Raw genomic sequence first — 24,506 nt, 5'->3', positions numbered from 1 at the left:
CCCCGCTAAACAGCAGGGCTCTGAATTCACTATCACTGTGATGAAAACCAGTAGTGATTAAAACTCTTCTTCTTCAACAGACGGCTCAGCTACATCTGCAGACTCAGCCTTTTCTAAGCTAGGGGTTAGCAACATCTCACGAAGTTTAGCATCAATAGTTGTAGCCGCTTCTGGATTCTCACGTAGGTATTTACATGCGTTAGCTTTACCTTGGCCAATTTTGTCGCCATTGTAGCTATACCAAGCACCCGCTTTCTCAACCAACTTGTGCTTAACGCCTAGGTCAATCAGCTCACCCTCACGGTTAAAACCTTGACCGTAAAGAATTTGCGTATCCGCTTGTTTAAATGGTGCTGCAATCTTGTTTTTAACCACTTTGATACGAGTTTCGTTACCAACAACTTCATCGCCTTCTTTGATAGAACCCGTACGGCGAATATCAAGACGTACAGAAGCGTAGAATTTAAGAGCGTTACCACCCGTTGTTGTTTCTGGGTTACCGAACATCACACCAATCTTCATACGAATTTGGTTAATGAAGATACACATACAGTTTGACTGCTTAAGGTTACCCGTTAACTTACGCATTGCTTGAGAAAGCATACGTGCTTGAAGACCCATGTGGCTATCGCCCATCTCGCCTTCAATTTCTGCTTTAGGTGTAAGTGCTGCAACTGAGTCAACAACCATAACATCGACCGCACCAGAACGCGCTAATGCATCACAGATTTCAAGCGCTTGCTCACCAGTATCTGGTTGAGAAACCAATAGTTCATCAATATTCACGCCTAGCTTACGAGCGTAGATTGGATCTAGCGCATGCTCAGCATCAATAAAGGCACAAGTTTTACCCACACGCTGTGCAGCAGCAATCAGTTCAAGAGTCAGAGTGGTTTTACCTGAAGACTCGGGACCGTAAACTTCTACGATACGACCCATTGGTAAACCACCAGCACCTAATGCGATATCCAAAGAAAGTGAACCCGTAGAGATGGTTTCTACATCCATCGTACGGTTGTCACCAAGGCGCATGATCGAACCTTTACCGAATTGCTTTTCAATTTGACCTAGGGCTGCGGCTAGCGCCTTCTGTTTATTCTCGTCCATTACTTTCTCCAGACTGTCACTTGCGTGATGTTAGGGTTCATTGACCCTAGAAATTGGTTTGACTTAATTACGTCGAATGCTGCTCATTATACTGTTGATTCATACAGTGTCCACCCCTGTATGGAAAAAAGTTGTCACTTGCCGAAAAGTCAGAGACTTAAGACAAATGCTCTTTAATTGTTTCTAAGGCATGGATCACAGCTTGGGTTCGAACAGCGCTGCGATCGCCAGCAAAATGTTGCGTTTCAACTTTAAGCCAGTCGGATTTATCCGCCCAAGCAAAGCACACTGTTCCTACTGGTTTTTCTTCACTTCCCCCAGAAGGGCCTGCAATGCCGCTGATCGAGACACCAATCGTCGCGTTGGAATTTTTCAGAGCTCCCTGCACCATTTGAATCACAACGGGTTCAGATACCGCGCCAAATTCCGCGAGTGTTTGCCCTTCAACGCCTATCATTTCTTGTTTTGCTTCATTGCTATAGGTCACAAAAGCCCGATCAAACCATGCAGAACTTCCTGCAATTTCAGTGATTGCACTTGCGACGCCACCACCAGTACAGGACTCAGCAGTCACTAAGACCTGTTTGTGCTCAAGTAATAACTCACCGAGTTGTTGGCTTAATTGTTCTACGGAATTCATGAGAAACCACCTAACCTTTTTTCAATCAGATAAAGCTAACTGATAGTCGACCAATTGCCAACCGCAGAAACAACGAGAGTGCCAAATGGCACTCTCATCTGTAGGGTTTGTTAAAGCATATAAACAAACATTAAATCTCAAACATCAAATTGCCCGGAGCCAAGAACGGCCAGCGTATAACTTCTGGTGCTTGGTGTGATTCCTCGGCAAAGAAATATCCTACTTGAGGCAAAGCGAAAACCTGATCGCCGCGCTTTAGAGACTGCTCATTCAGAGAGCGATGAGAAAGTTTCGCTTCCCAAAGTTCGTCGGTTTGCCAGCCAATCGGTGATAGTTCTACACGCACTTCAGCCCCGACAGGGTTGATAGACACCACTTCGCAAGGCAAGGATGCTTGGCTGTTTTCTTTTGTCGATAGGCTCAGTTCATGGCTGCGTATGTAGAGCTGACCGTTTTTCTGTGTCGCTTCATTAAATGGTGGTAAAACAAACGCTTCACCATTCTTCCACTGTTCCTGTTGCCAGTTAGCCTTGAACTGGTTGACGTTACCAAAGAAATCAAACACAAAACGGCTATTGGGATGAGCATACAGCTCTACTGGTGAATCTACCTGCTCAATTCGACCATTACTCATTACCACCACGCGATCAGAGAGCTCTAAAGCCTCATCCTGATCATGAGTGACAAATACGCTGGTAAAGCCCAACTCATCGTGCAAGCTGCGTAACCAGCGACGTAAGTCTTTACGCACTTTGGCGTCCAATGCGCCGAAAGGTTCATCAAGCAAAAGTACTTCTGGCTTGGTTGCTAGCGCTCGCGCAAGTGCAATACGCTGCTTTTGTCCGCCAGAAAGCTGCTCTGGGTAGCGGCCAGCTAAATGCCCAAGCTGTACAATTTCCAACAGTTGCTTTACTCGCTTATTGATTTCAGCTTGAGATGGACGTTGTGAACGTTCCATAACCTGCAAACCAAACGCAACATTGTCAGCCACCGTCATGTGACGGAACAGTGCATAGTTTTGGAAAACAAAGCCAACTCGGCGGTCACGTACGTGTACGTTAGTCACATCGCGATCGCGGAAGTGGATGGAACCAGAATTAGCACTTTCCAAACCAGCAATAATGCGCAAAAGTGTTGTTTTACCTGAACCAGACGGCCCAAGAAGACCAATCATTTCGCCATCTTCAATGTGCAAGGAGAGTGGCGAAAGTGCCTGAAATTTGCCGAAATGCTTCGAAATATTGTCTAAACGAATACTCATAACGTTCCTTGCTGCTCTTGTTCTATGACATGATTTCGTTCTTGGCGCCATTCAACAAAGGCTTTCAAAATCAAAGTTAATAACGCGATAAAGGCCAAAAGTGATGCACTCGCAAATGCCGCTTCCGATTGGTAATCCTCATAGAGAAGCTGTACATGCAAAGGTAAAGTGTTGGTTTCACCACGGATGTTTCCTGATACTACCGCAACTGCGCCAAACTCACCGACGGCTCTAGCATTAGTTAGGATGACTCCGTAAATCAATGCCCACTTAATGTTTGGTAGTGTGACTCGGCGGAACAGTTGCCACCAAGAAGCACCAAGAATCACCGCCGCTTCTTCGTCACTACGACCTTGTTGCTGCATCAGAGGAATCAATTCTCTGGCAACAAATGGACAGGTCACAAACACCGTCACAAGCACAATACCCGGCCAAGCAAACATGATTTGCAGATCACGTTCATACAACCATTCACCGAGCCAACCACTGCTGCCATATAGCAACAGATACAGAAGGCCGGCAACTACCGGCGATACCGCAAACGGGATATCAATTAAAGTGATCAAGAATTTGCGCCCAGCGAATTCAAAGCGTGTCACCGCCCATGCGAGCATGACACCAAACACTAAGTTAATTGGCACGGTAAGCAATGCGACAACAAGCGTTAGGCCAATCGCATGCAGCGTATCCGGCTCACTCAAATTGTTAAAATACGTTTCTAAACCACTGGCAAACGCTTGCTGAAAGATACTCAACAGAGGGATCAGCAATAAAATAGTGACAAAAAACAATGCCAGTGAAATTAAGCTCCACTTAACTAACGGCTTTTCACCAATACGTAAAGGTTGCGACATAGTGACCCCTTATCTACCGTGAATGCGGCGTAAATACGCGCCTTGCCACAAGTTGATGACAAGTAACAAAGACAGTGAAGTTAAAAGAACAACTGAAGCAATCGCACTTGCAGCAGGGAAATCAAACTCCTGCAGGCGGACGAAAATCATTAACGAGGTAATCTCGCTGACGTAAGGCATGTTACCCGCGATAAATATCACCGCACCAAATTCACCTAAACTACGTGTAAATGACAGTGCTACCCCCACCAATAATGCTGGGCGTAAAGAAGGCATGATCACTCGCCAGAAAACCGCACTATCCGATGCGCCAAGCGTCATTCCCGCTTCTTCTTCTTCGCGTGATATTTCTTCCAGCACAGGCTGAACGGTACGAACCACGAAAGGTATACTGGTGAATGCCATCGCGACGATAATACCTAGTGGCGTATAGGCAACTTTAATCCCAATCGTTTCTAAAATGCTCCCCAGCCAGCCACTGCTTGAATAGAGCGTTGCTAATGTGATACCGGCAACGGCTGTTGGTAGAGCGAATGGTAAATCTACCAACGCGTCCAGAATACGTTTGCCGGGAAATTGATACCGAACCAGAACCCACGCAAGTAACAAGCCAAAAACACCGTTAAACAGAGATGCCACAAAAGCCGAACCAACAGTGACCTTATAACTAGCCACTAAACGAGGGTCAGTAATCACATACCAGTACTCACTCAATGACATTCCTTTCGTTTGCATAACCAACCCTGTGGCGGGCAGCAAGAGAATCAAGCTTATAAACAGTAAAGAAATACCTAAACTGATAGCAAAGCCAGGAAGGACACGTTGATGTTTTGGGCGAGAAGTCGCGTGAGATCCGCTCATAAACCCTCAAAATTACCGTAGAAAAATGATTGGTTACCGCCCTGAACGAACGGTAACAACATATTTAAAGAGATTAACGACGTTGCAATTGGTCTAACTTAGCACCACTCGCAAATTGAGTTTTCATAGCGTTATCCCAACCGCCAGCGATTTCTTCAACGGTCAATAGCTGTACTTCTGGGAAACGGTCAGCAAACTCAGCTTTCACTTTCTCATCGTGAACACGGTAGTTAAAACCAGCTAGCATACGTTGAGCTTCTTCGCTGTATAGGTAAGAAAGGTACTCCGTTGCAACTTCAACAGTACCGTTACGTTTTGCATTACGTTCAACCACAGCGACTGGGAACTCAGCTAAGATAGAGGTTTTAGGTACAACCACTTCGTAGTTATCTTCACCGTATTGTTTGCGGATATTGTTCACTTCTGATTCAAACGTGATTAGTACATCGCCGATCTTGCGTTCAACAAATGATGTTGTTGCACCACGACCGCCTGTATCAAACACGGCTACATTCGCCAACATTTTTTTCAGAAACTCGTCCTGCTTCGCTTCGTTGTCTTTGCCGAATGTTTTCTGGGCATAACCTAGAGCAGCCAGATAAGTGTAGCGAGCGTTACCTGATGTTTTCGGATTAGGGAATACCGAAGCGACGCCTTCACTAGCTAAATCACCCCAATCCTGAATATTTTTTGGGTTACCTTTACGGACTAAAAACGCAGTTGTTGAGTAATAAGGAGAACTCGCGTTCGGCAGTTTACTTTGCCAATCTGCAGGGATTAGTTTGCCTTTATCATGAAGAACCTGTACGTCAGTCACCTGGTTAAATGTGACTACGTCTGCCGACAAACCTTGAAGAATTGAACGAGCTTGAGCAGAAGAACCACCGTGAGATTGTTTAATCTCAATCGTTTTACCTGTCTTCTCTTCCCAATGTTTTGCAAAAATTGGGTTGTAAGTTGCGAACAGTTCACGAGCAATATCGTAAGAAGAGTTCAGGATTGATTGATCTGCTGCTGATGCATTAAATGAACCTGCAATTAGCAGTGCTGCAAGAGCTGACTTCATTCGTTTCATTATATTCATACTCCAAATTCACGTTGCCGGTGTGGCATCCTTTGTGACTAGAATATGTGTATAAAATGATTATAACAAAGGTTATAAATAGAACCTTTTGGAATATTATCAAACAATAAATTGTATATTGATCGCCAATGCAGACTTGTGCTGATACGAAGAAGAAATACACAATAGCAACAAATAGAGGCAGCTAAAGCCAACAACTCAACCCAGTAAAGAGGGAATCAAGTGTCTGACTTTCCAACCATTGAAGCTTATGTAGGCCAAACGCCTCTGGTAAAACTGCAACGATTAGCAGAAGGCAGCCAAAGTACAGTGCTGGTTAAGCTTGAAGGCAATAATCCGGCGGGCTCAGTGAAAGATCGGCCAGCACTTAATATGATTATTCAGGCTGAAGCTCGCGGAAGCATTAAACCCGGTGACACAATCATTGAAGCCACCAGTGGTAACACTGGTATCGCTCTGGCGATGGCCGCTGCAATCAAAGGCTACAAGATGATTCTTATCATGCCGGATAACTCCACTCAGGAGCGCAAGGATTCGATGCGTGCTTATGGCGCAGAACTGATTCTGGTAAGTAAAGAGCAAGGGATGGAAGGTGCACGCGACTTAGCCCTGAAAATGCAAAGTGAAGGCAAAGGTAAGGTTCTCGATCAATTCAATAACCCAGATAATCCTGATGCACACTTTCACTCTACGGGTCCAGAAATCTGGCAACAAAGCCAAGGTAAGATTACTCACTTCGTTTCAAGTATGGGAACAACCGGCACCATCATGGGTGTATCTCGATACCTAAAGAGCCAGAATCCTGAGATTAATATTGTTGGTCTACAACCTTCAGAAGGTAGTGCCATTCCGGGTATTCGCCGCTGGCCACAAGAATATTTACCGGGCATTTTCAATGCCGCTGACGTTGACCAAGTGATAGATATTGATCAACAAGATGCTGAAAACACAACAAGAGCACTGGCTCGTGAAGAAGGCATCTGTGCAGGCGTAAGCTCTGGTGGTGCAGTATTCGCAGCGATTGAAATTGCAAAACAAAATCCGGGTTCAGTAGTGGTTGCGATCATCTGTGATCGCGGCGATCGTTATCTTTCTTCAGGCCTTTTCTCTTAGCACCTCTTCCTTTCGTAGCACTTGTCTCGTATTCATCCCCTTATCATTCGCGATGTAAGGGGATAATTGCTCTGTCGTTGTTTGATTTGTTATCATCACTCACCGTTTTCAAGTGACCTTACGCGTGACTTAGCTCATGACTATTTATCTGATAGTTAGAGCAAAAGGACTGCCAACGATACCAACAAGTGATGTAACGCCATGAATCAATCGAGCGAGTCTCTTTCGCACCACACTCCAATGATGCAGCAGTACCTGAAGCTCAAGGCTGAAAACCCTGAGATATTGCTGTTCTATCGTATGGGGGATTTTTATGAGCTTTTCTACGATGACGCCAAACGCGCGTCGCAACTGTTGGATATCTCTCTGACCAAACGAGGCGCATCTGCCGGTGAACCAATTCCAATGGCGGGCGTTCCATTCCACGCCGTTGAAGGTTACTTAGCAAAATTAGTTCAATTGGGTGAGTCCGTCGCAATCTGTGAACAGATCGGCGATCCGGCCACCAGCAAAGGCCCCGTTGAACGTAAAGTGGTACGTATTGTAACTCCAGGTACGGTTACAGACGAAGCACTGCTGTCTGAACGCCTTGATAACCTTGTTGCTGCGATTTATCACCACGATGGTAAATTTGGTTACGCCACTTTGGATATTACTTCTGGTCGTTTCCAGCTGAGTGAACCTGAAACCGAAGAAGCAATGGCGGCAGAATTACAAAGAACCGCACCACGTGAACTGCTTTTCCCTGAAGATTTCACACCAGTTCAGCTAATGGCGAGCCGTAAAGCTAACCGCCGCCGCCCAATATGGGAATTTGAGCTGGACACAGCGAAGCAGCAACTCAACCAACAGTTTGGTACTCGTGATTTGGTTGGCTTTGGCGTTGAAAATGCAAAACTCGGATTGTGTGCTGCGGGCTGTTTGATCCAGTACGTCAAAGATACTCAGCGCACTGCTCTACCGCATATCCGTTCATTAACGTTTGATCGTCAGGATCAGTCGGTGATTCTCGATGCAGCGACACGTCGCAATTTAGAGCTGACGCAAAACCTTGCAGGTGGTACCGACAATACACTAGCGGAAGTACTGGATCACTGTGCTACGCCTATGGGTAGCCGTATGCTCAAGCGTTGGGTTCACCAGCCTATGCGTAGCATTAAGACATTAAACCATCGTCTGGATGCGATTGGAGAGATCAAGCAACAAGGCCTATTCGCCGATCTTCACCCTGTATTAAAACAAATCGGCGACATTGAACGAATTTTAGCACGTCTAGCTCTACGCTCAGCCCGACCAAGAGATTTGGCTCGCTTGCGTAATGCTATGCAACAGCTTCCTGAACTGAGCGATACATTAACTGAACTGTCACATCCTTATCTGACGAAATTACGTGATTACACTCAACCGATGGATGAGTTATGTGAGTTGCTAGAACGTGCGATCAAAGAGAACCCACCCGTGGTCATTCGTGATGGCGGTGTGATTGCTGAAGGCTACAACGCAGAGCTCGACGAATGGCGAGATCTCGCCACTGGCGCAACCGAATATCTGGAAAAACTGGAAGCCGATGAGCGAGATCGTCATGGTATCGACACACTTAAAGTCGGTTATAATGCTGTTCACGGTTTCTTTATTCAGGTAAGCCGAGGACAAAGCCACCTTGTTCCACCGCATTATGTGCGTCGTCAAACCTTAAAGAACGCAGAACGCTACATCATTCCAGAGTTGAAAGAGCACGAAGATAAGGTTCTGAACTCAAAATCGAAAGCACTGGCTTTGGAAAAGCAGCTTTGGGATCAACTGTTCGATTTATTACTGCCTCATCTTGAGCAAATGCAGAATCTTGCCTCCGCTTTGTCACAACTGGATGTACTGCAAAACTTAGCAGAGCGCGCCGAAAGTTTAGATTACTGCCGCCCAACCATTACCGAAGCTCCGGGGATTCACATCCAGTCAGGTCGTCATCCTGTGGTTGAGCAAGTCATGAATGACCCATTTATTGCTAACCCAATAGAACTGCACGCTCAGCGCAAAATGTTGATCATTACTGGGCCAAACATGGGAGGTAAATCCACCTATATGCGTCAAACAGCGTTGATTGCGCTACTTGCACATATTGGTTGTTATGTTCCGGCGGAATCGGCTCAAATTGGCTTGTTGGACAGAATCTTCACCCGCATTGGTGCTTCAGATGATCTTGCTTCTGGACGTTCAACCTTCATGGTTGAAATGACCGAGACGGCGAACATCCTGCATAACGCGACAGAGAAAAGCTTAGTCTTAATGGATGAAATCGGCCGAGGCACCAGTACTTATGATGGTCTGTCACTGGCTTGGGCAAGTGCCGAGTGGTTAGCAAAACAAATTGGCGCTTTAACCCTGTTTGCGACTCACTATTTTGAACTCACTGAACTGCCGAATGTGTTGCCAAATTTGGCGAACGTTCACTTAGATGCGGTTGAGCATGGTGACAGCATTGCCTTCATGCACGCAGTACAAGAAGGCGCTGCCAGCAAATCTTATGGCTTGGCCGTTGCAGGGCTGGCTGGTGTTCCGAAGACAGTAATCAAAAATGCGCGCAGCAAACTGACTCAACTTGAGCAACACAGTTTGCAGCAAAACGGGCAACCTTCTTCGGCATCAGGCTCTAGAGTCGACATCGCCAACCAGCTAAGTCTGATTCCAGAACCGAGTGAAGTTGAAAATGCATTAGCAGCGATTGATCCTGATGATTTAACTCCTCGTCAGGCGCTAGAAGAGCTGTACCGTCTGAAGAAATTGTTGTAGCTATTCTTTGCAGGGTTCAATAACAAAAAGGCACTCATCGAGTGCCTTTTTAATAGATAAAATTTGAACTTAAAAGAGGGGGTGATTAAGCTTCCGCTTCCACGTTGAACAATGATTCCATATTCAAACCTTGTTTCATCAGGATCTCTCTCAAACGGCGTAAACCTTCTACCTGAATCTGACGAACACGCTCACGAGTAAGGTTTATTTCACGTCCAACTTCTTCCAAAGTTGATGGCTCGTAGCCTAACAAACCAAAGCGTCTCGCTAACACTTCTTTTTGTTTAGGATTTAGCTCTTCAAGCCACGCAATCAATGAATCACGGATATCATCATCCTGAGTCGAAACTTCAGGATCTGAATTGTTAATGTCAGGAATAATATCGAGTAGTGCTTTATCCCCGTCACCACCGATAGGGGTATCGACAGAGCTAATACGTTCATTTAGACGCAGCATCTTGCTGACATCATCAACCGGCTTATCCAGCTCCGAAGCGATCTCTTCTGCTGTTGGCTCATGATCGAGTTTTTGCGAAAGCTCGCGTGCAGTACGTAGATAAATGTTGAGTTCTTTCACCACATGAATTGGCAGACGAATGGTGCGAGTTTGATTCATTAGCGCACGTTCTATCGTTTGACGGATCCACCAAGTGGCGTAGGTTGAAAAACGGAATCCACGTTCTGGATCGAATTTTTCAACAGCTCGGATCAAGCCTAAGTTACCTTCTTCAATAAGATCCAGTAAAGCGAGACCACGATTGCTATAACGACGGGATATTTTCACCACCAAACGTAAGTTACTTTCTATCATGCGTCGTCTTGCAGCTTCGTCTCCACGAAGTGCTCGGCGAGCATAAAGAACTTCTTCTTGGGCGGTTAAAAGAGGTGAGAAACCAATTTCGCTGAGATACATCTGCGTTGCATCTAAGCTTTTGGTTGAAGCATCGAACTCTTCACGGACTTCTTCCGCTTGGTCAATGTCATCGTCTTGGGTGGTAAGTTTAGCGTCGACTTCAACAGCCTCTGTTGATTCAATGTCTAAGTCAAACTCTTCTTCCTTGGTTACTGTATTGCTGATACTCATAGCGCCTCCCCCGGCGAGCTAGCAAGACATTACTGCTCAATATGTCACTACATAACTCTTCACAAGTATATTTAAGGTAAATACCGTTTTGGATTTACAGACTTACCTTGATAACGAATTTCAAAGTGCAGACGAACACTGTTCGCACCGGAGCTGCCCATTGTTGCTATTTTTTGGCCAGCTTTAACACTTTGTCCTTCTTTAACCAACAGCCGATCATTATGGGCATAAGCACTTAAATAATGCTCATTATGCTTCACGATGATTAAGTTGCCGTAACCTCGTAATGCATTACCCGAATAGACCACGGTTCCAGCAGCAGTAGAAGTAATGGATTGACCTCGCTGTCCAGCAATGTCGATGCCTTTATTCCCTTGATCTCCTGCTGAAAAGTTTTTAACAACTCTCCCTTTTGTTGGCCACAACCACTTATCTACTTTATCGTTCTGTGGTTTAGGTTTACTTATAGTTTTGTTAACATTTTGTTGAGTCTTAGAACCAACATACTCCTTTGCTTTCGATTGATCAATCGTCTTTCTTGGATCTTTTTTGACCGAATTTCTCGATTTGTTAGCTTGGGCAGTATTAGTATTTTTGCTCGATTTTGGAGGAGAAACCGACTTTGATGTGGCTTTAGAGACCGCAGGAATACTAGATGTAGTAGCAACGGCTGCGCCAGCCCCCGTTCCACCATAAGCAGGCGCTGTGTATGCCGGACGCCAAAGCCTTAACTTTTGACCAGGGTGAATGGTGTAAGGAGGAGTAAGTTTGTTGTAACTGATGATGTCTTTTACATCTTTGTCTGTGACATAAGCTATAAAATACAGCGTATCACCACGGTTCACTTCATAGAAACTACCGCGATAACTGCCTCGCGCAATTTCTCGGTAATCTTTTTTCAACCCAGAGACTGGCGCAGGAGAACTTGCTGCACAACCTAACAATAGGCCACACAGTACACACGCCGATAATGTCTTGAGCTGACACCACTTCATTACGCTAGGTCACCAGCAACTAAAGGTACAAAACGCACCGTTTCTATTAGCTGAGAAATAAACTCGTCACCTTTACGAATTATCTTATACAGTTGCTGCTCATCTTCACCGACAGGGATGATTAAACGTCCTCCGTCAGCAAGTTGATCTAACAGAGCTTGTGGTACTTTTTGCGCCGCAGCTGTCACTATGATTGCATCAAATGGGGCTTTCGCAGCCCAGCCCTGCCATCCGTCGCCATGTTTAGTCGAGACATTATAAATATCGAGTTGTTTTAGGCGACGTTTCGCTTCCCATTGCAGAGATTTAATTCGTTCAACAGAAAACACATGCTCAACTAAGTGCGACAAAATCGCGGTCTGATAACCAGATCCCGTCCCCACTTCCAGCACTCGGCTATTTCGTTGCAATTCCAACATTTGTGTCATTTTTGCAACGATATACGGCTGAGAAATGGTTTGGCCCTGACCAATCGGCAGAGCATTGTTGTCATACGCCTGATGAACCATTGCTTGAGAAACAAAGTATTCACGAGGCAACTGATGTATTACCTGCAAAACCTGCTGATCAGTAATACCATTTGCTAATAAAAACTGAATTAATTTATCGGCTTTTGGATTAGCCATCAGTTCTGTCCTTTAACCAATGATCCATACTACCTAAAGACTCATGCGCGGTAAGATCTACCTGCATTGGAGTCAGTGAAACAAATCCATGCTCAATAGCATAGAAGTCTGTCCCTTCACCAGCGTCTTGCTCTTTACCAGGAGGACCTAACCAATAAATATCATGACCTCGAGGATCTTTCTGCTTAATCATGCTTTCAGCGTGATGACGAGCACCTAAACGAGTCACTTGCGTACCGGCAAGCTCTTCAAATGGGACATCTGGAACATTAACGTTCAATAAACGATTAGTTGGAATAGCTCGACGCAGATGTTGCTCTACCAGCTGGCGAGCAATTTTTCCTGCTGTAGCAAAATGTTGGTTTCCAACCAATGAAAAGGCAATCGACTGAACACCTAAGAAGTGTCCTTCCATCGCAGCGGCAACAGTACCAGAATAAAGAACATCATCACCAAGATTCGCACCATGATTGATTCCGGTTAACACCAGATCTGGCATTGAATCTTTAAGCAACTCATTCAAAGCAAAATGGACGCAGTCAGTTGGTGTGCCTTGCACTGAGTATGTATTCGGCGCAACTTTAGAAACACGCAGTGGCTGTTCCAATGTCAGAGAGTTTGAAGCGCCAGAGCGGTTTCTGTCTGGCGCAACAATAATAACGTCTGCGAGATCAGAGATAGCCGCTGCTAGAGCATGAATGCCATCGGCAAACACACCATCATCATTACTTAACAGTATTTTTAGTTTCTTATCACTCATACACACGCTCTACAGGAATCTCTTCTATGAGTTCTCTCACTATCGACGTCGCAAAACTGCCAGCATCAAGAGCGAATTTTAACGTAATAGAGTCACCATCCACTTGCCAACTCAAATCTTGAGCTTTCAACGCGATTGCTCTGCGATCATGACGCATGCGATTACCGCGAATCAGCTTCATTAAGTCTTCTTCGGCATCGAGAAAGTGTTGTTCGATCTTTTGCGATTCCGCTTGTGTTGGCAGAGCGTTATCACCAGCTAAAGCCGCAGAAATCTGTACTTTATCTTGCTCAAGAAGTTGGTTAAATTCAGCAACCTTGTCTGCACTCACCAACGTTTGCTCACCGTTAATCAGAGCGATATCACCGTCGACAAAACGATAAAAACAATTTTGCTCAATACGAGAAGAGACAATGCGGTTGAATATCCAAGAACGAGCAGTAGATAGATAAAGACTACGCTGATTCTGATTGCGAGTACGGACGTTTTCACGCCCCCAACGGCGAGATTCTTCTAAGTTGTTACCATCTTTCCCAAAACGCTGATTACCGAAGTAATTAGGTACACCTTGTTTTGCCACCACTTCCAAACGTTTAACCACTTCTTCAACATCCGTCACTTCTGACATAGTGACTTCGAAGGTGTTACCTGCTAGGTCGCCGGGACGGAGCTTCTTGTGGTGGCGAGTCATCGCTAGAACTTCAATACTCGGGTGCTGTGATTGAAACAAAGCAAGATTTGGAAAGCCCGCGGTAGGTAAATGAACACTCAACCATTGTTCTGTCACAGCATGGCGGTCTTTCAACCCTGCCCAGCTAACATCTTTTGACTTTACGCCACACGCTTTAGCCAGTTCATTCGCAACAAAACTGGTATTTTCACCCGTCTTACGAATAGAAACCATAAGGTGCTCACCGCTGCCAGTAAACTCATAACCCAGATTCTCGACCACTTTAAAATCTTCTGGTTTAGCTTTTATTTTGCCTTTCACTGTGGGTTTACCACACAGGTAAGCGAGTGAAGATAGAATATCTGTCATTTTCTACTCTTTATGCTTTCATCAGTAGTACAACGGCTTCACACGCAATGCCTTCTTTGCGGCCAGTGAAACCTAAACGTTCAGACGTCGTAGCTTTGACATTGATATTACCAATGTCAGTCTCTAAATCCTGAGCAATTGCTGCGCACATTGCTTCTATATGAGGAGCCATTTTAGGTGCTTGAGCAATAATGGTGACGTCTGCATTTCCTAAACGATAGCCTGATTCTTTTACTCGACGATAAACATCTTTCAAGAGTTCACGGCTATCTGCACCTTTCCATTTATCATCAGTATCGGGAAAGTGCTTACCGATATCACCCGCAGCAATAGCACCAAGCAGTGCATCACAGAGTGCATGCAGAGCGACATCGCCATCAGAATGTGCAATTAAACCTTGTTCATAAGGAACGGCAACTCCGCCAATAATGACTGGGCCTTCACCACCAAATTTATGCACATCAAAACCATGGCCAATTCGTATCATGCTTATTCCTTATTTCGGCTTAAATAGAACTCAGCCAATGCGAGATCTTCTGGCTGGGTAATTTTTATATTGTCTGCTCGGCCATTAACTAAAGCCGGACTTAATTTCAGTCTTTCGAAAGCAGAAGCTTCATCGGTGATAGTCGCTTTGCTCGCTAACCCATCAATCAAGGCATCGCGCAAAGGTAGAGTGCGGAACATTTGCGGCGTCAAAGCGTGCCAAAGATTCGAACGCTCAACCGTGTGGTCGATGTTCTGCAGCTCATTGCTACGCTTCATGGTATCTCTGACTGGAGCCGCGAGAATCGCGCCAACAGAATGATTTTCAGCACATTCGATGAGTCGTGTAACATCCAGCTCGGTGAAACAAGGGCGAGCGGCATCATGCACTAAAACCCATTCGCTGACGTCATGTTTGCAGATGTAATTCAACGCTGAAAGAACAGAATCTGCTCGTTCTTTGCCGCCGTTAACTCGAATAACTTGAGGGTGGTTAGCAAGTGCTAACGTAGAAAAATAAGGGTCATCTTCGCTGACTGCAACAACCACTTTGGAAACTTTTGGAAGCGCCAGTAGCTTGGACACGGTGTGCTCAAGTACGGTTTTGCCCAAAAGTTTTAAATATTGTTTGGGACGGTCAGCCTGCATCCGACTGCCAACACCCGCTGCAGGTACAACCGCAATGATTGATTTATCCATCAACGGTCATCCTCTCCGATAATACGGTAAAAAGTTTCTCCACTTTTCACCATACCTAATTCATGACGAGCTCTTTCTTCAATCGCATCTAGACCTTGGCGCAAATCATCAATTTCCGCGAACATCTCTTGGTTACGTTGATGTAAGTTAGTATTTACTTGCTCTTGAACTTCTATCTCTGCCGCTACAGCATGATAATCAGATATTCCGTTCTTCCCCTGCCACAAGCTGTATTGTAGAAAACCAAGCAGCAGAGTTAATGTCACCGCAAGTACTCGCATTACTTTCACACTCGTTAATATTGATAAAAAAATCGGTGTATATAGAAGAAAGGCCGAATAAAAACGGCCTTTTTGTCAATTTGGGTAAAACACCCTATTTATACCATAAGCCCCTTTTTCAGGCGACTAACGGCTCAATAGAAAGGCAAATAACCCCACACCTAAAATCAAACGATAAATTACAAATGGGGTCATACCCATTCGAGAAATAAGCTTTAGGAAAAAGAAAATACAGATATAAGCGCTGATAAATGACGTCAATATACCTGTCATTAAGAATCCCACATGGATAGGCTCACCACTGGTGACCAGTTGTAAACCTAAGTAACTACCCGCCAGTACGATGATTGGTATCGACATTAAGAACGAAAAACGTGCCGCCGCTTCACGAGTAAAACCAAGATAAAGAGCCGCAGTAATGGTAATACCTGAACGAGAGGTTCCCGGAATCATGGCCACCGCTTGCGCAAAACCGATGAAAAGCGCTTTCTTCCAGCCAGATTGATACTCATTAATGTTCTGTTTTGCCGTTTTATCAGCGTACCAAAGCGGAATACCAAAAATAATGGTGGTAGCAGCAATCACCCAAGCGCTACGTAAGTAGATCTCGATGATGTCTTTCATCAACAAGCCAAAGACACAAGCTGGGATAGTTGCTAAAAAAATACACCAAGCTAAATTTGCTTCTTTGCTACGGTCGCCTTTGAAAATAGAAGCAAAAAATGCACTTAGCAACGCTTTGACTTCTTTTCTAAAGTAAATGACAACCGCTGTTAACGTGCCGACATGAACAGCAACATCAAATGCTAAACCTTGATCAGCCCAACCTAATACTGCCGATGGCAAGATAAGATGTGCAGAGCTGGAAATGGGCAAAAATTCAGTAAAACCTTGAATTAAAGCCAACATAAAAGACTCGAAATAACTCATTGTGTTCTCTACTTCATACTAAACCAGAGAGGGACTGGCTTTAGTTGTTCTAAACGTTCAGCATCTTGCCAAACTTTCTCGATGGACAGATTGGTTCCCGGAATATTGAGTTCGGGGCATAACTCATACAGAGGCTGAATCACAAATGGATACTGATAAATATCCGGACGCGGGACAACAGGTGAGCTTGGGGATATGACATCACCAAACAAAATAATATCCATATCCAGAGTACGATCTTGATATTTTTTCGCATCAATATCGCGCCCCCAACGGTATTCAGCATCTTTTAGAGACTGCTGAAAATCGTCCAGAGGCAATGAAGTTTTTAGCTCCACCACTAAATTGAAAAAAGGATGACTATCAAACCCTTGAGCTGGGCACTCATAAATTGTTGAAAGACGTAATTCGCTTCCCAACCGGCTCAGCTCTTGAATTGCCGCTTCAATATGACGGCGTCGTTCTATATTAGAACCAACGCCAACATAGGCAGTGATCATAATGATCCTCTTTCGATGATCACTCCTACACCTTTCGCCTGTGGCACTGCACCCGGTTTTGTCAGTCGGATACGAATCCAAGGCACATTGAAGCGTTGCATGATTAAACTAGCGACTTCTTCCGCCACTCTTTCAACCAATAAGAAACGGCCTGATTCAATATGTTCAATTACGGCTTGGCTGACTTGAGCGTAGTCTAGAGCATGAGCAACATCGTCGCTGTTACCTGCTGGCTTATTGTCATGAGCCATTTCCAAATCGAGAACCAATTTTTGTTTTATGGTCTGTTCCCAGTCATAAACCCCTATTGTGGTAATGACTTCTAGCTGCTCTATAAAGACTTTATCCATCTTCTATCGAATTCCTTCCAACAGTTAGACTCAATCACAGGTCGGATACCTATAATGAGTAAAAAAACGTACTATCGTCGCCAATCGCGATATCATATACGAAACCGCGTTTAGATGGGTAAACCAAACATAATTTTTACTTAAAGACGTTCATGCCTACTGGAAGTTACTAGTAGCATGGTTATAACAAGACGATGTAAAGCCCAGTTCAAAAATTCACCGTATTGAGGCAATAATGACGCCAGTGGCACTAATAATGATAATTTCCGCCTATTTACTGGGGTCGATCTCCAGTGCGGTGCTGATCTGTCGCTTATTACGCCTACCAGACCCTAGAGGTGTGGGTTCAAATAATCCGGGCGCTACAAACGTATTACGCATTGGGGGCAAAAAAGCGGCTGCCGCGGTGTTACTGTGCGACATGCTAAAAGGCACCATTCCTGTTTGGGTCGGTTACTTTCTAAAAATAGACCCACTTATATTGGGTTTAATCGCCATTGCTGCATGTCTCGGGCATATGTATCCTATTTTTTTCCACTTTAAGGGTGGGAAGGGTGTCGCCACAGCTTTAGGGGCAATCGCGCCTATCGGGTTAGATTTAACAGCAATGATTATGGCGACTTGGTTATTTGTAGCGGTTATTTTCCGCTATTCTTCTTTGGCCGCGATAGTCACTGTATTACTTGCTCCGTTTTATACATGGCTAGTGAAACCTCAATACACTCTGCCAGTAGCCATGCTCTGCTGCTTAATCATCTTGCGCCATCATCAAAACATTAAGCGTCTTTTTGCTGGGACAGAACCTAAAGTCGGCGAGAAAAAGAAAGCTTAATCACTGGGTTATTCCACAGACTCTACACATAAAAAACGGCCGCTAATGCGACCGTTTTCTTTATTCAGTTCTTTACTCGATAGGAGTCAGTTGATCAATTGGCCAGCGAGGACGCGCTTCAACGCTTAAATCTGTCACGTCACCATTCTTCAAACGCTGCATTCCAGCAAACGCAATCATGGCTCCATTATCAGTACAAAACTCGGTACGTGGGTAATACACTTCACCGCCAATTTTTTCCGCCAGCTTAGCCAAATCTGCACGTAACTGCTTATTTGCACTTACACCACCAGCGATAACGATACGTTTCATACCCGTTTCTTCCAGTGCACGTTTACACTTAATCACGAGTGTTGAGCAGACTGCATCTTGGAATGCATAGGCAATATCGGCACGAGTTTGTTCATCGTCACCATTTGCCGCAATAGTATTAGCCGTAAACGTTTTTAGGCCAGAAAAGCTCATATCTAGACCCGGACGATCCGTCATAGGACGCGGAAATTTGAAACGCCCCGGCGTACCTTTTTCTGCTAAGCGTGAAAGCAAAGGACCACCTGGGTAATCCAGCCCCATGAGTTTGGCAGTTTTATCAAACGCTTCACCAGCGGCATCATCAATAGATTCACCAAGAATGCGGTACTCACCAATGCCTTTGACTTCAACCATCATGCTATGACCGCCTGAAACAAGCAGTGCAACAAATGGGAACGGAGGTGGATTATCTTCCAACATCGGCGCGAGTAAGTGACCTTCCATATGGTGTACCGCTACTGCTGGAACATTCCAAGCGTAAGCAATACTGCGACCAATCGTTGCTCCTACTAATAAAGCCCCAACCAGACCGGGTCCAGCAGTATAAGCAACGCCATCAATATCTTTAGGTGTTACATTCGCTTCTGCCATTGCGGCTTTAATAAGCGGAATGGTTTTCTTAACGTGGTCACGCGAAGCCAGTTCTGGCACAACGCCGCCATAGTCAGCGTGAAGTTTAACTTGGCTATAAAGCTTATGTGACAGCAATCCCTTCTCGTCATCGTAAATCGCTATACCCGTCTCATCACAAGAGGTTTCAATACCAATAATACGCATATTTTTCTCAGCACACTGCCATCTAAAATTTCAAATTGGCGCAATGTTACAACGGCTTCGCTTCACAAACAAATTTTGTACAGAGGCTAAGCGACAAAGTACTTTACAAAGGCACAACGATCGGATTAAAATTCCGCACCATTTTTGATCTAGCTGATTAAAGACCAAACGAATAAGAAACCTTGTTGATTTGGTCACTGAATATCAGCATTAACGAATAACCCCTGAGGTGAAAGGCATATGCCAGTAGTTAAAGTACGTGAAAACGAACCGTTCGACGTTGCACTACGTCGTTTCAAACGCTCTTGCGAAAAAGCAGGTATCCTTTCTGAAGTGCGTCGTCGTGAGCACTACGAAAAACCAACTACAGTTCGCAAACGCGCTAAAGCAGCAGCTCAAAAGCGTCACGCTAAGAAGCTTGCTCGCGAAAACGCTCGTCGCGTTCGCCTGTACTAATAGCTTTTCCTAATTAAGGAATGAGTTATGGCTCTTATTGATAATCTCAGAGAAGAGCAAAAATTAGCGATGAAAGCCAAGGACAAAGCGCGCCTTGGCACTATTCGTTTAGCCCTTTCAGCCATCAAACAACGTGAAGTTGACGAGAAGATTACTCTGACCGATGACGATATCGTTGCTGTGCTGACCAAAATGGTTAAACAACGTCGCGACTCTGTATCGCAATACGAAACAGCAAATCGTTTAGATTTAGCTGAAGTGGAGCAAGCAGAAATCACCGTCCTTGAGGAATTTATGCCTCAACCACTGAGTGAAGAAGAAGTGTTAGCTCTGATTGAAAGTGCTATCGCAGAATCCTCACCAGCGGGCATGCAAGACATGGGTAAAGTGATGGCTATCTTGAAACCACAAATTCAAGGGCGTGCAGATATGGGTAAAGTCAGCGGTTTAGTTCGCGCTAAACTGGCTTAATCCAGAACTCTATTGCAACAAGCCGTGCTATTCTTTGAATGCACGGCTTGTTTGTATCTAAGGTCTGTTGGCCTTACACATTCGTTTTTATCTTTCTTTTAGGTTTTATGGCAGGACAGATCCCTCGTAGCTTCATCGATGACCTCCTAGCTCGACTTGATATTGTCGATGTTATCGACGCACGTGTGAAACTTAAAAAAAAGGGCAAAAACTACGGTGCATGTTGCCCATTCCACAATGAAAAAACCCCGTCATTTAGCGTAAGCCAAGAAAAGCAGTTCTATCACTGTTTCGGCTGTGGCGTACACGGTAATGCCATCGACTTCATGATGGAGTATGAGCGTCTTGAGTTTCCTGAAGCGATTGAAGAATTAGCTTCCTCTCTCGGTTTAGAAGTACCGAGAGAAGAACGCTCAAATAGTGGTTTCAAAAGTAATACGCCAAAAGTCAGCAGCGACGAAAAACGTAATCTTTACGATTTAATGGGCAGCATCGCTCAATTTTATCGTCAGCAACTTAAAGTTCCTGCTAACCGTCATGCCATAGAATATTTAAAAAATCGCGGTTTATCCGGCGAGATTGTTCAAAAATTTGGTATTGGCTATGTGGCTGATGAATGGGATTTAGTTCGTAAGAATTTCGGACAACAAAAGAATACGCAAGACATGTTGGTTTCTGGCGGCATGTTGATTGAAAACGACAATGGTAAACGCTATGACCGTTTTCGTGGCCGCGTAATGTTCCCGATTCGGGATCGTCGAGGTCGAGTAATTGGCTTCGGTGGCCGTGTTATTGGTGATGGTACGCCTAAGTACCTCAACTCCCCAGAAACGCCAATCTTCCATAAAGGCAAAGAGCTGTACGGACTTTATGAAGTTTTACAGGCTTATCGTGAACCACCACAGATCCTCGTGGTCGAAGGTTATATGGATGTAGTGGCTCTGGCTCAATACGGAATTGATTATTCCGTCGCTTCGCTGGGAACATCGACCACAGGCGACCATCTACAATTGTTGTTCAGACAAACCAATACCGTGGTTTGTTGTTACGATGGCGACCGTGCAGGTAGAGAAGCGGCATGGCGAGCACTGGAAAATGCACTTAGCTATCTGAAAAGTGGCAATATTTTAAAATTCTTGTTCCTTCCTGATGGCGAAGATCCGGACAGTTTTGTTCGTAAGAACGGCAAAGATGCATTTGAAGAATTGGTTCGAAATGCTGAACCATTATCAAAATATCTATTTTCTAATTTGCTTACCCAAGTTGATGTGGGTAACAACGAAGGCAAAGCCGCATTAGAGGCCCTTGCACTTCCTCTAATCAATAAAGTACCTGATGAGTCTATGCAAAATCAGCTACTTAAGATTTTAGGTCAAACAACTGGAATTTATAAAAAGCCAACTCTGCCGACGGATTCGAAAACTAGACCTCAGCCGCATAAAGAAATAAAGCGAACCCCGATGAGAGATGTCATCGCTTTGCTTCTTCAAAATCCGAGCTATGCTGATATGGTGCCAGACCTTTCTACTACTCAAGGTTTGGACATTCCAGGGCTTAAATTGTTAACGGAAGTGCTTGAAAAATGCAGACATCAACCCCATATAAAAACGGGTCAATTGCTAGAGCATTGGCGAAACACAAAAAACGAGGCACTGTTGTCTCGACTTGCAAGCTGGGATATCCCAGTTGTAGAAGATAATCAAAACGAACTATTTTTTGACTCATTGGACAAAATAATTGCCCAGTGCGTAGAGAAACAAATTGAACAATTGCTAGCTAAATCAAGAAGTATCGGTTTATCAAGCGACGAAAAAAGGGAGCTTCAAGAACTCATGAGAGATTTGAAAGCGTAACCCTGTTTGAATAGTCAGCAACAATTTAATTTGTTATTATTCGTGGTTTGCATTTCGCATACTATTCCTTCACCAGATACGAAGTTGGATACCGTCTATGGATCAAAATCCGCAGTCACAGCTTAAGCAACTTGTCATTCGCGGCAAGGAACAGGGCTATCTGACCTACGCCGAAGTAAATGACCACCTACCAGCAGAAATCGTAGATTCTGAACAGGTAGAAGATATTATTCAGATGATCAACGACATGGGTATTAAAGTTGTAGAAACTGCCCCTGACGCTGATGATCTAGCTCTTAATGATGATGAAACCATCACCGACGAAGATGCAGCTGAAGCTGCCGCTGCTGCGCTATCTAGCGTAGAAAGCGAGATTGGTAGAACAACTGACCCCGTTCGTATGTATATGCGTGAAATGGGTACAGTAGAACTACTAACTCGTGAAGGTGAAATCGATATCGCGAAGCGTATCGAAGATGGTATTAACCAAGTACAAAGCGCTGTTGCTGAATACCCTGGAACAATCCCATACATTCTTGAGCAATTTGACAAAGTTCAAGCTGAGGAACTTCGCCTAACCGATATCATTAGTGGTTTTGTAGACCCTGATGATGTTGAAAGTGAAGCACCAACAGCAACACACATCGGTTCAGAATTAACAGGTTCAGACCTAGATGACGAAGACGATGATGAAGATGAAGACGAAGATGGCGACGATGATAGCAGTGATGATGAAGAAGTTGGTATCGATCCTGAACTTGCTTTAGAGAAATTTACTGAGCTTCGTAATCAATATCAGAATCTTCAACTTGCTATCAATGAGCATGGCGACAACAGCAGCAAAGCTCAAGAAGCGACTGAACTCGTGCTAACGGTCTTCCGTGAATTTCGTTTGACACCTAAGCAGTTCGATCATCTTGTGAATACGCTACGCAACTCTATGGATCGCGTACGTACACAAGAGCGTCTAATCATGCGCTCTGTTGTTGAAAAAGCTAAAATGCCGAAGAAATCATTTATCTCGGTATTTACTGGCAATGAATCAGATGAAGCTTGGTTTGACCAAATTCTTGCATCAGACAAGCCATATGTAGCGAAAATCCGTGATGATGAAGAAGATATTCGTCGTTCAATTCAAAAGCTACGTATTATCGAACAAGAGACATCTTTAACAGTAAATCGTATTAAAGATATCAGCCGTCGCATGTCTATCGGTGAAGCAAAAGCTCGCCGTGCGAAGAAAGAGATGGTTGAAGCGAACTTACGTCTGGTTATTTCTATTGCGAAGAAATACACAAACCGTGGTCTACAATTCTTGGATCTCATCCAAGAAGGTAACATCGGTCTGATGAAAGCAGTAGACAAGTTTGAATACCGTCGTGGTTACAAGTTCTCGACATATGCAACATGGTGGATCCGTCAGGCAATTACTCGTTCAATTGCAGACCAAGCTCGTACGATCCGTATCCCTGTTCATATGATTGAAACGATCAACAAACTGAATCGTATCTCTCGTCAGATGCTACAAGAAATGGGGCGTGAGCCTCTGCCAGAAGAATTGGCAGAACGTATGCAAATGCCAGAAGATAAGATTCGTAAAGTACTGAAAATTGCTAAAGAGCCAATCTCAATGGAGACACCAATCGGTGACGACGAAGATTCGCATCTAGGCGATTTCATCGAGGATACTACTCTAGAACTACCGCTAGATTCTGCAACGGCGACAAGCCTACGCGCAGCAACTCGTGATGTTTTAGGCGGTCTAACACCTCGTGAAGCAAAAGTACTGCGTATGCGTTTCGGTATCGATATGAACACTGACCATACTTTGGAAGAAGTAGGTAAGCAGTTCGACGTAACTCGTGAACGTATCCGTCAGATCGAAGCTAAAGCACTACGTAAGCTTCGTCACCCAAGCCGCTCAGAAACTCTGCGCAGCTTCCTAGACGAATAACGTAGCAGCAATCTTTCATCAAGCATTGAATAAAAGGTGAGCGACAGCTCGCCTTTTTTATTATCTAAGGTTCTAAGTGGATAAAAACTAAGCGCTATTACCCTACTTTGCGTCTAGACACACCCCACCCCTTCCCCTATAATCATTGCCTATTCGGCCCCTTAGCTCAGTGGTTAGAGCAGTCGACTCATAATCGATTGGTCCCCAGTTCAAGTCTGGGAGGGGCCACCAAATTCTAGAAGCCTGATGAGGAAACTCATCAGGCTTTTCGTTTATTTAAACAAACGTTTCCACTCGTTCCTACTGATACTCCTCCCGCCAACATTCGCCATTCATTATTCTGAAAAAAATCCGACATCAAAGACTCACATAACTGCAGCGTAGATGAAATATT

General features: G+C 44.6%; 24 protein-coding genes, 1 tRNA gene and 2 pseudogenes. 8 read left to right on the top strand and 19 right to left on the bottom strand.

Annotated features, from left to right (window positions below; all coding sequences use genetic code 11):
* Nucleotides 1–57: 57 nt before the first annotated feature.
* The 6 genes from recA to cysP all read right to left on the bottom strand — a co-directional run bounded on the left by recA (nt 58) and on the right by cysP (nt 5,798).
* The gene (gene recA / locus HUO09_RS21050) at nt 58–1,107 is read right to left on the bottom strand and encodes a recombinase RecA (RefSeq protein ID WP_167412440.1); all 1,050 of its coding nucleotides are present in this window, start codon (nt 1,105–1,107) and stop codon (nt 58–60) included.
* A gap of 157 nt (nt 1,108–1,264) precedes the next feature.
* The gene (gene pncC / locus HUO09_RS21045; RefSeq protein WP_188235221.1) at nt 1,265–1,747 is read right to left on the bottom strand and encodes a nicotinamide-nucleotide amidase; all 483 of its coding nucleotides are present in this window, start codon (nt 1,745–1,747) and stop codon (nt 1,265–1,267) included.
* Between the two features lie 130 nt (nt 1,748–1,877).
* Entirely contained in the window at nt 1,878–3,008 is a 1,131-nt protein-coding gene (locus HUO09_RS21040) for a sulfate/molybdate ABC transporter ATP-binding protein (RefSeq protein WP_188235220.1), read from the bottom strand.
* The gene (gene cysW, locus HUO09_RS21035; protein ID WP_167412443.1) at nt 3,005–3,862 is read right to left on the bottom strand and encodes a sulfate ABC transporter permease subunit CysW; all 858 of its coding nucleotides are present in this window, start codon (nt 3,860–3,862) and stop codon (nt 3,005–3,007) included. The genes HUO09_RS21040 and cysW overlap by 4 nt, the downstream gene beginning before the upstream one ends.
* Nucleotides 3,863–3,871: 9 nt before the next feature.
* Nucleotides 3,872–4,723, bottom strand: coding sequence for a sulfate/thiosulfate ABC transporter permease CysT (gene cysT, locus HUO09_RS21030; protein WP_167412444.1), 852 nt, complete (start codon nt 4,721–4,723; stop codon nt 3,872–3,874).
* 73 nt (nt 4,724–4,796) lie between these two features.
* On the bottom strand, nt 4,797–5,798 hold the full coding sequence (gene cysP, locus HUO09_RS21025) for a thiosulfate ABC transporter substrate-binding protein CysP (protein ID WP_188235219.1): 1,002 nt from the start codon (nt 5,796–5,798) through the stop codon (nt 4,797–4,799).
* Nucleotides 5,799–6,029: 231 nt separating this feature from the next.
* Here cysP and cysM point away from each other — a divergent pair, with 231 nt between their 5' ends.
* A complete protein-coding gene (gene cysM / locus HUO09_RS21020; RefSeq protein WP_188235218.1) occupies nt 6,030–6,920 on the top strand; it encodes a cysteine synthase CysM in 891 nt (296 codons plus the stop codon).
* A 201-nt stretch (nt 6,921–7,121) separates the two neighbouring features.
* Nucleotides 7,122–9,707 (top strand): DNA mismatch repair protein MutS, encoded by a 2,586-nt coding sequence (gene mutS / locus HUO09_RS21015; protein ID WP_188235217.1) that lies wholly within the window; start codon nt 7,122–7,124, stop codon nt 9,705–9,707.
* An 85-nt stretch (nt 9,708–9,792) separates the two neighbouring features.
* Here mutS and rpoS read toward each other — a convergent pair whose 3' ends face one another.
* The 12 genes and pseudogenes from rpoS to folB form a co-directional block, all read right to left on the bottom strand.
* Entirely contained in the window at nt 9,793–10,791 is a 999-nt protein-coding gene (gene rpoS / locus HUO09_RS21010) for an RNA polymerase sigma factor RpoS (RefSeq protein WP_167412448.1), read from the bottom strand.
* 71 nt (nt 10,792–10,862) lie between these two features.
* Nucleotides 10,863–11,357, bottom strand: a pseudogene (locus tag HUO09_RS22645) (peptidoglycan DD-metalloendopeptidase family protein); the annotation flags it as partial.
* Between the two features lie 83 nt (nt 11,358–11,440).
* Nucleotides 11,441–11,786, bottom strand: a pseudogene (locus HUO09_RS22640) (LysM peptidoglycan-binding domain-containing protein); the annotation flags it as partial.
* Nucleotides 11,786–12,412 carry a protein-L-isoaspartate(D-aspartate) O-methyltransferase gene (locus HUO09_RS21000; protein ID WP_167412450.1) on the bottom strand — a complete coding sequence of 209 codons (627 nt, stop codon included), beginning with the start codon at nt 12,410–12,412 and terminating at the stop codon, nt 11,786–11,788. The pseudogene HUO09_RS22640 and the gene HUO09_RS21000, both read right to left, overlap by 1 nt.
* On the bottom strand, nt 12,405–13,172 hold the full coding sequence (gene surE, locus HUO09_RS20995) for a 5'/3'-nucleotidase SurE (protein ID WP_188235216.1): 768 nt from the start codon (nt 13,170–13,172) through the stop codon (nt 12,405–12,407). The genes HUO09_RS21000 and surE overlap by 8 nt, the downstream gene beginning before the upstream one ends.
* A complete protein-coding gene (gene truD, locus HUO09_RS20990) occupies nt 13,165–14,211 on the bottom strand; it encodes a tRNA pseudouridine(13) synthase TruD (RefSeq protein WP_188235215.1) in 1,047 nt (348 codons plus the stop codon). The genes surE and truD overlap by 8 nt, the downstream gene beginning before the upstream one ends.
* Nucleotides 14,212–14,221: 10 nt before the next feature.
* On the bottom strand, nt 14,222–14,698 hold the full coding sequence (gene ispF / locus HUO09_RS20985; RefSeq protein WP_112403333.1) for a 2-C-methyl-D-erythritol 2,4-cyclodiphosphate synthase: 477 nt from the start codon (nt 14,696–14,698) through the stop codon (nt 14,222–14,224).
* Nucleotides 14,699–14,700: 2 nt separating this feature from the next.
* Nucleotides 14,701–15,396, bottom strand: a complete 696-nt coding sequence (gene ispD / locus HUO09_RS20980) for a 2-C-methyl-D-erythritol 4-phosphate cytidylyltransferase (protein ID WP_188235214.1) — start codon at nt 15,394–15,396, stop codon at nt 14,701–14,703.
* Nucleotides 15,396–15,677: a cell division protein FtsB gene (ftsB, locus tag HUO09_RS20975; RefSeq protein WP_188235213.1), complete on the bottom strand. Its 282-nt coding sequence runs from the start codon at nt 15,675–15,677 to the stop codon at nt 15,396–15,398. Before ftsB ends, ispD begins: the two co-directional genes overlap by 1 nt.
* 126 nt (nt 15,678–15,803) lie before the next feature.
* Entirely contained in the window at nt 15,804–16,607 is an 804-nt protein-coding gene (locus HUO09_RS20970; protein WP_167412456.1) for an undecaprenyl-diphosphate phosphatase, read from the bottom strand.
* Between the two features lie 8 nt (nt 16,608–16,615).
* Nucleotides 16,616–17,107, bottom strand: coding sequence for a 2-amino-4-hydroxy-6-hydroxymethyldihydropteridine diphosphokinase (folK, locus tag HUO09_RS20965; protein ID WP_188235212.1), 492 nt, complete (start codon nt 17,105–17,107; stop codon nt 16,616–16,618).
* Nucleotides 17,104–17,457: a bifunctional dihydroneopterin aldolase/7,8-dihydroneopterin epimerase gene (gene folB, locus HUO09_RS20960; protein WP_167412458.1), complete on the bottom strand. Its 354-nt coding sequence runs from the start codon at nt 17,455–17,457 to the stop codon at nt 17,104–17,106. Before folB ends, folK begins: the two co-directional genes overlap by 4 nt.
* Before the next feature lie 235 nt (nt 17,458–17,692).
* Between folB and plsY the strand changes: the two genes are divergently transcribed.
* Nucleotides 17,693–18,289 (top strand): glycerol-3-phosphate 1-O-acyltransferase PlsY, encoded by a 597-nt coding sequence (plsY, locus tag HUO09_RS20955; RefSeq protein WP_188235211.1) that lies wholly within the window; start codon nt 17,693–17,695, stop codon nt 18,287–18,289.
* A 72-nt stretch (nt 18,290–18,361) separates the two neighbouring features.
* On the opposite strand, the gene tsaD is transcribed toward plsY, so the two are convergent.
* Nucleotides 18,362–19,378 (bottom strand): tRNA (adenosine(37)-N6)-threonylcarbamoyltransferase complex transferase subunit TsaD, encoded by a 1,017-nt coding sequence (tsaD, locus tag HUO09_RS20950; RefSeq protein WP_167412460.1) that lies wholly within the window; start codon nt 19,376–19,378, stop codon nt 18,362–18,364.
* 240 nt (nt 19,379–19,618) lie between these two features.
* Between tsaD and rpsU the strand changes: the two genes are divergently transcribed.
* The 5 genes from rpsU (at nt 19,619) to HUO09_RS20925 (ending at nt 24,343) form a co-directional block, all read left to right on the top strand.
* Complete coding sequence (rpsU, locus tag HUO09_RS20945) at nt 19,619–19,834, top strand: 30S ribosomal protein S21 (RefSeq protein ID WP_001145625.1); 216 nt, start codon at nt 19,619–19,621, stop codon at nt 19,832–19,834.
* Between the two features lie 27 nt (nt 19,835–19,861).
* A complete protein-coding gene (locus HUO09_RS20940) occupies nt 19,862–20,305 on the top strand; it encodes a GatB/YqeY domain-containing protein (RefSeq protein ID WP_167412461.1) in 444 nt (147 codons plus the stop codon).
* A gap of 107 nt (nt 20,306–20,412) precedes the next feature.
* Nucleotides 20,413–22,158 (top strand): DNA primase, encoded by a 1,746-nt coding sequence (gene dnaG, locus HUO09_RS20935; RefSeq protein WP_188235210.1) that lies wholly within the window; start codon nt 20,413–20,415, stop codon nt 22,156–22,158.
* 97 nt (nt 22,159–22,255) lie between these two features.
* Nucleotides 22,256–24,112: an RNA polymerase sigma factor RpoD gene (gene rpoD, locus HUO09_RS20930; protein ID WP_167412463.1), complete on the top strand. Its 1,857-nt coding sequence runs from the start codon at nt 22,256–22,258 to the stop codon at nt 24,110–24,112.
* A 155-nt stretch (nt 24,113–24,267) separates the two neighbouring features.
* Nucleotides 24,268–24,343 (top strand) — tRNA-Ile (locus tag HUO09_RS20925).
* The last annotated feature ends 163 nt before the right edge of the window (nt 24,344–24,506 follow it).

Source organism: Vibrio sp. Y2-5 (assembly GCF_014596725.1).
In the GTDB taxonomy this organism is placed as follows: Bacteria; Pseudomonadota; Gammaproteobacteria; order Enterobacterales; family Vibrionaceae; genus Vibrio.
The sequence above is the reverse complement of the archived record's forward strand: the minus strand, read 5'-3'. Positions and strand labels throughout refer to the sequence as shown.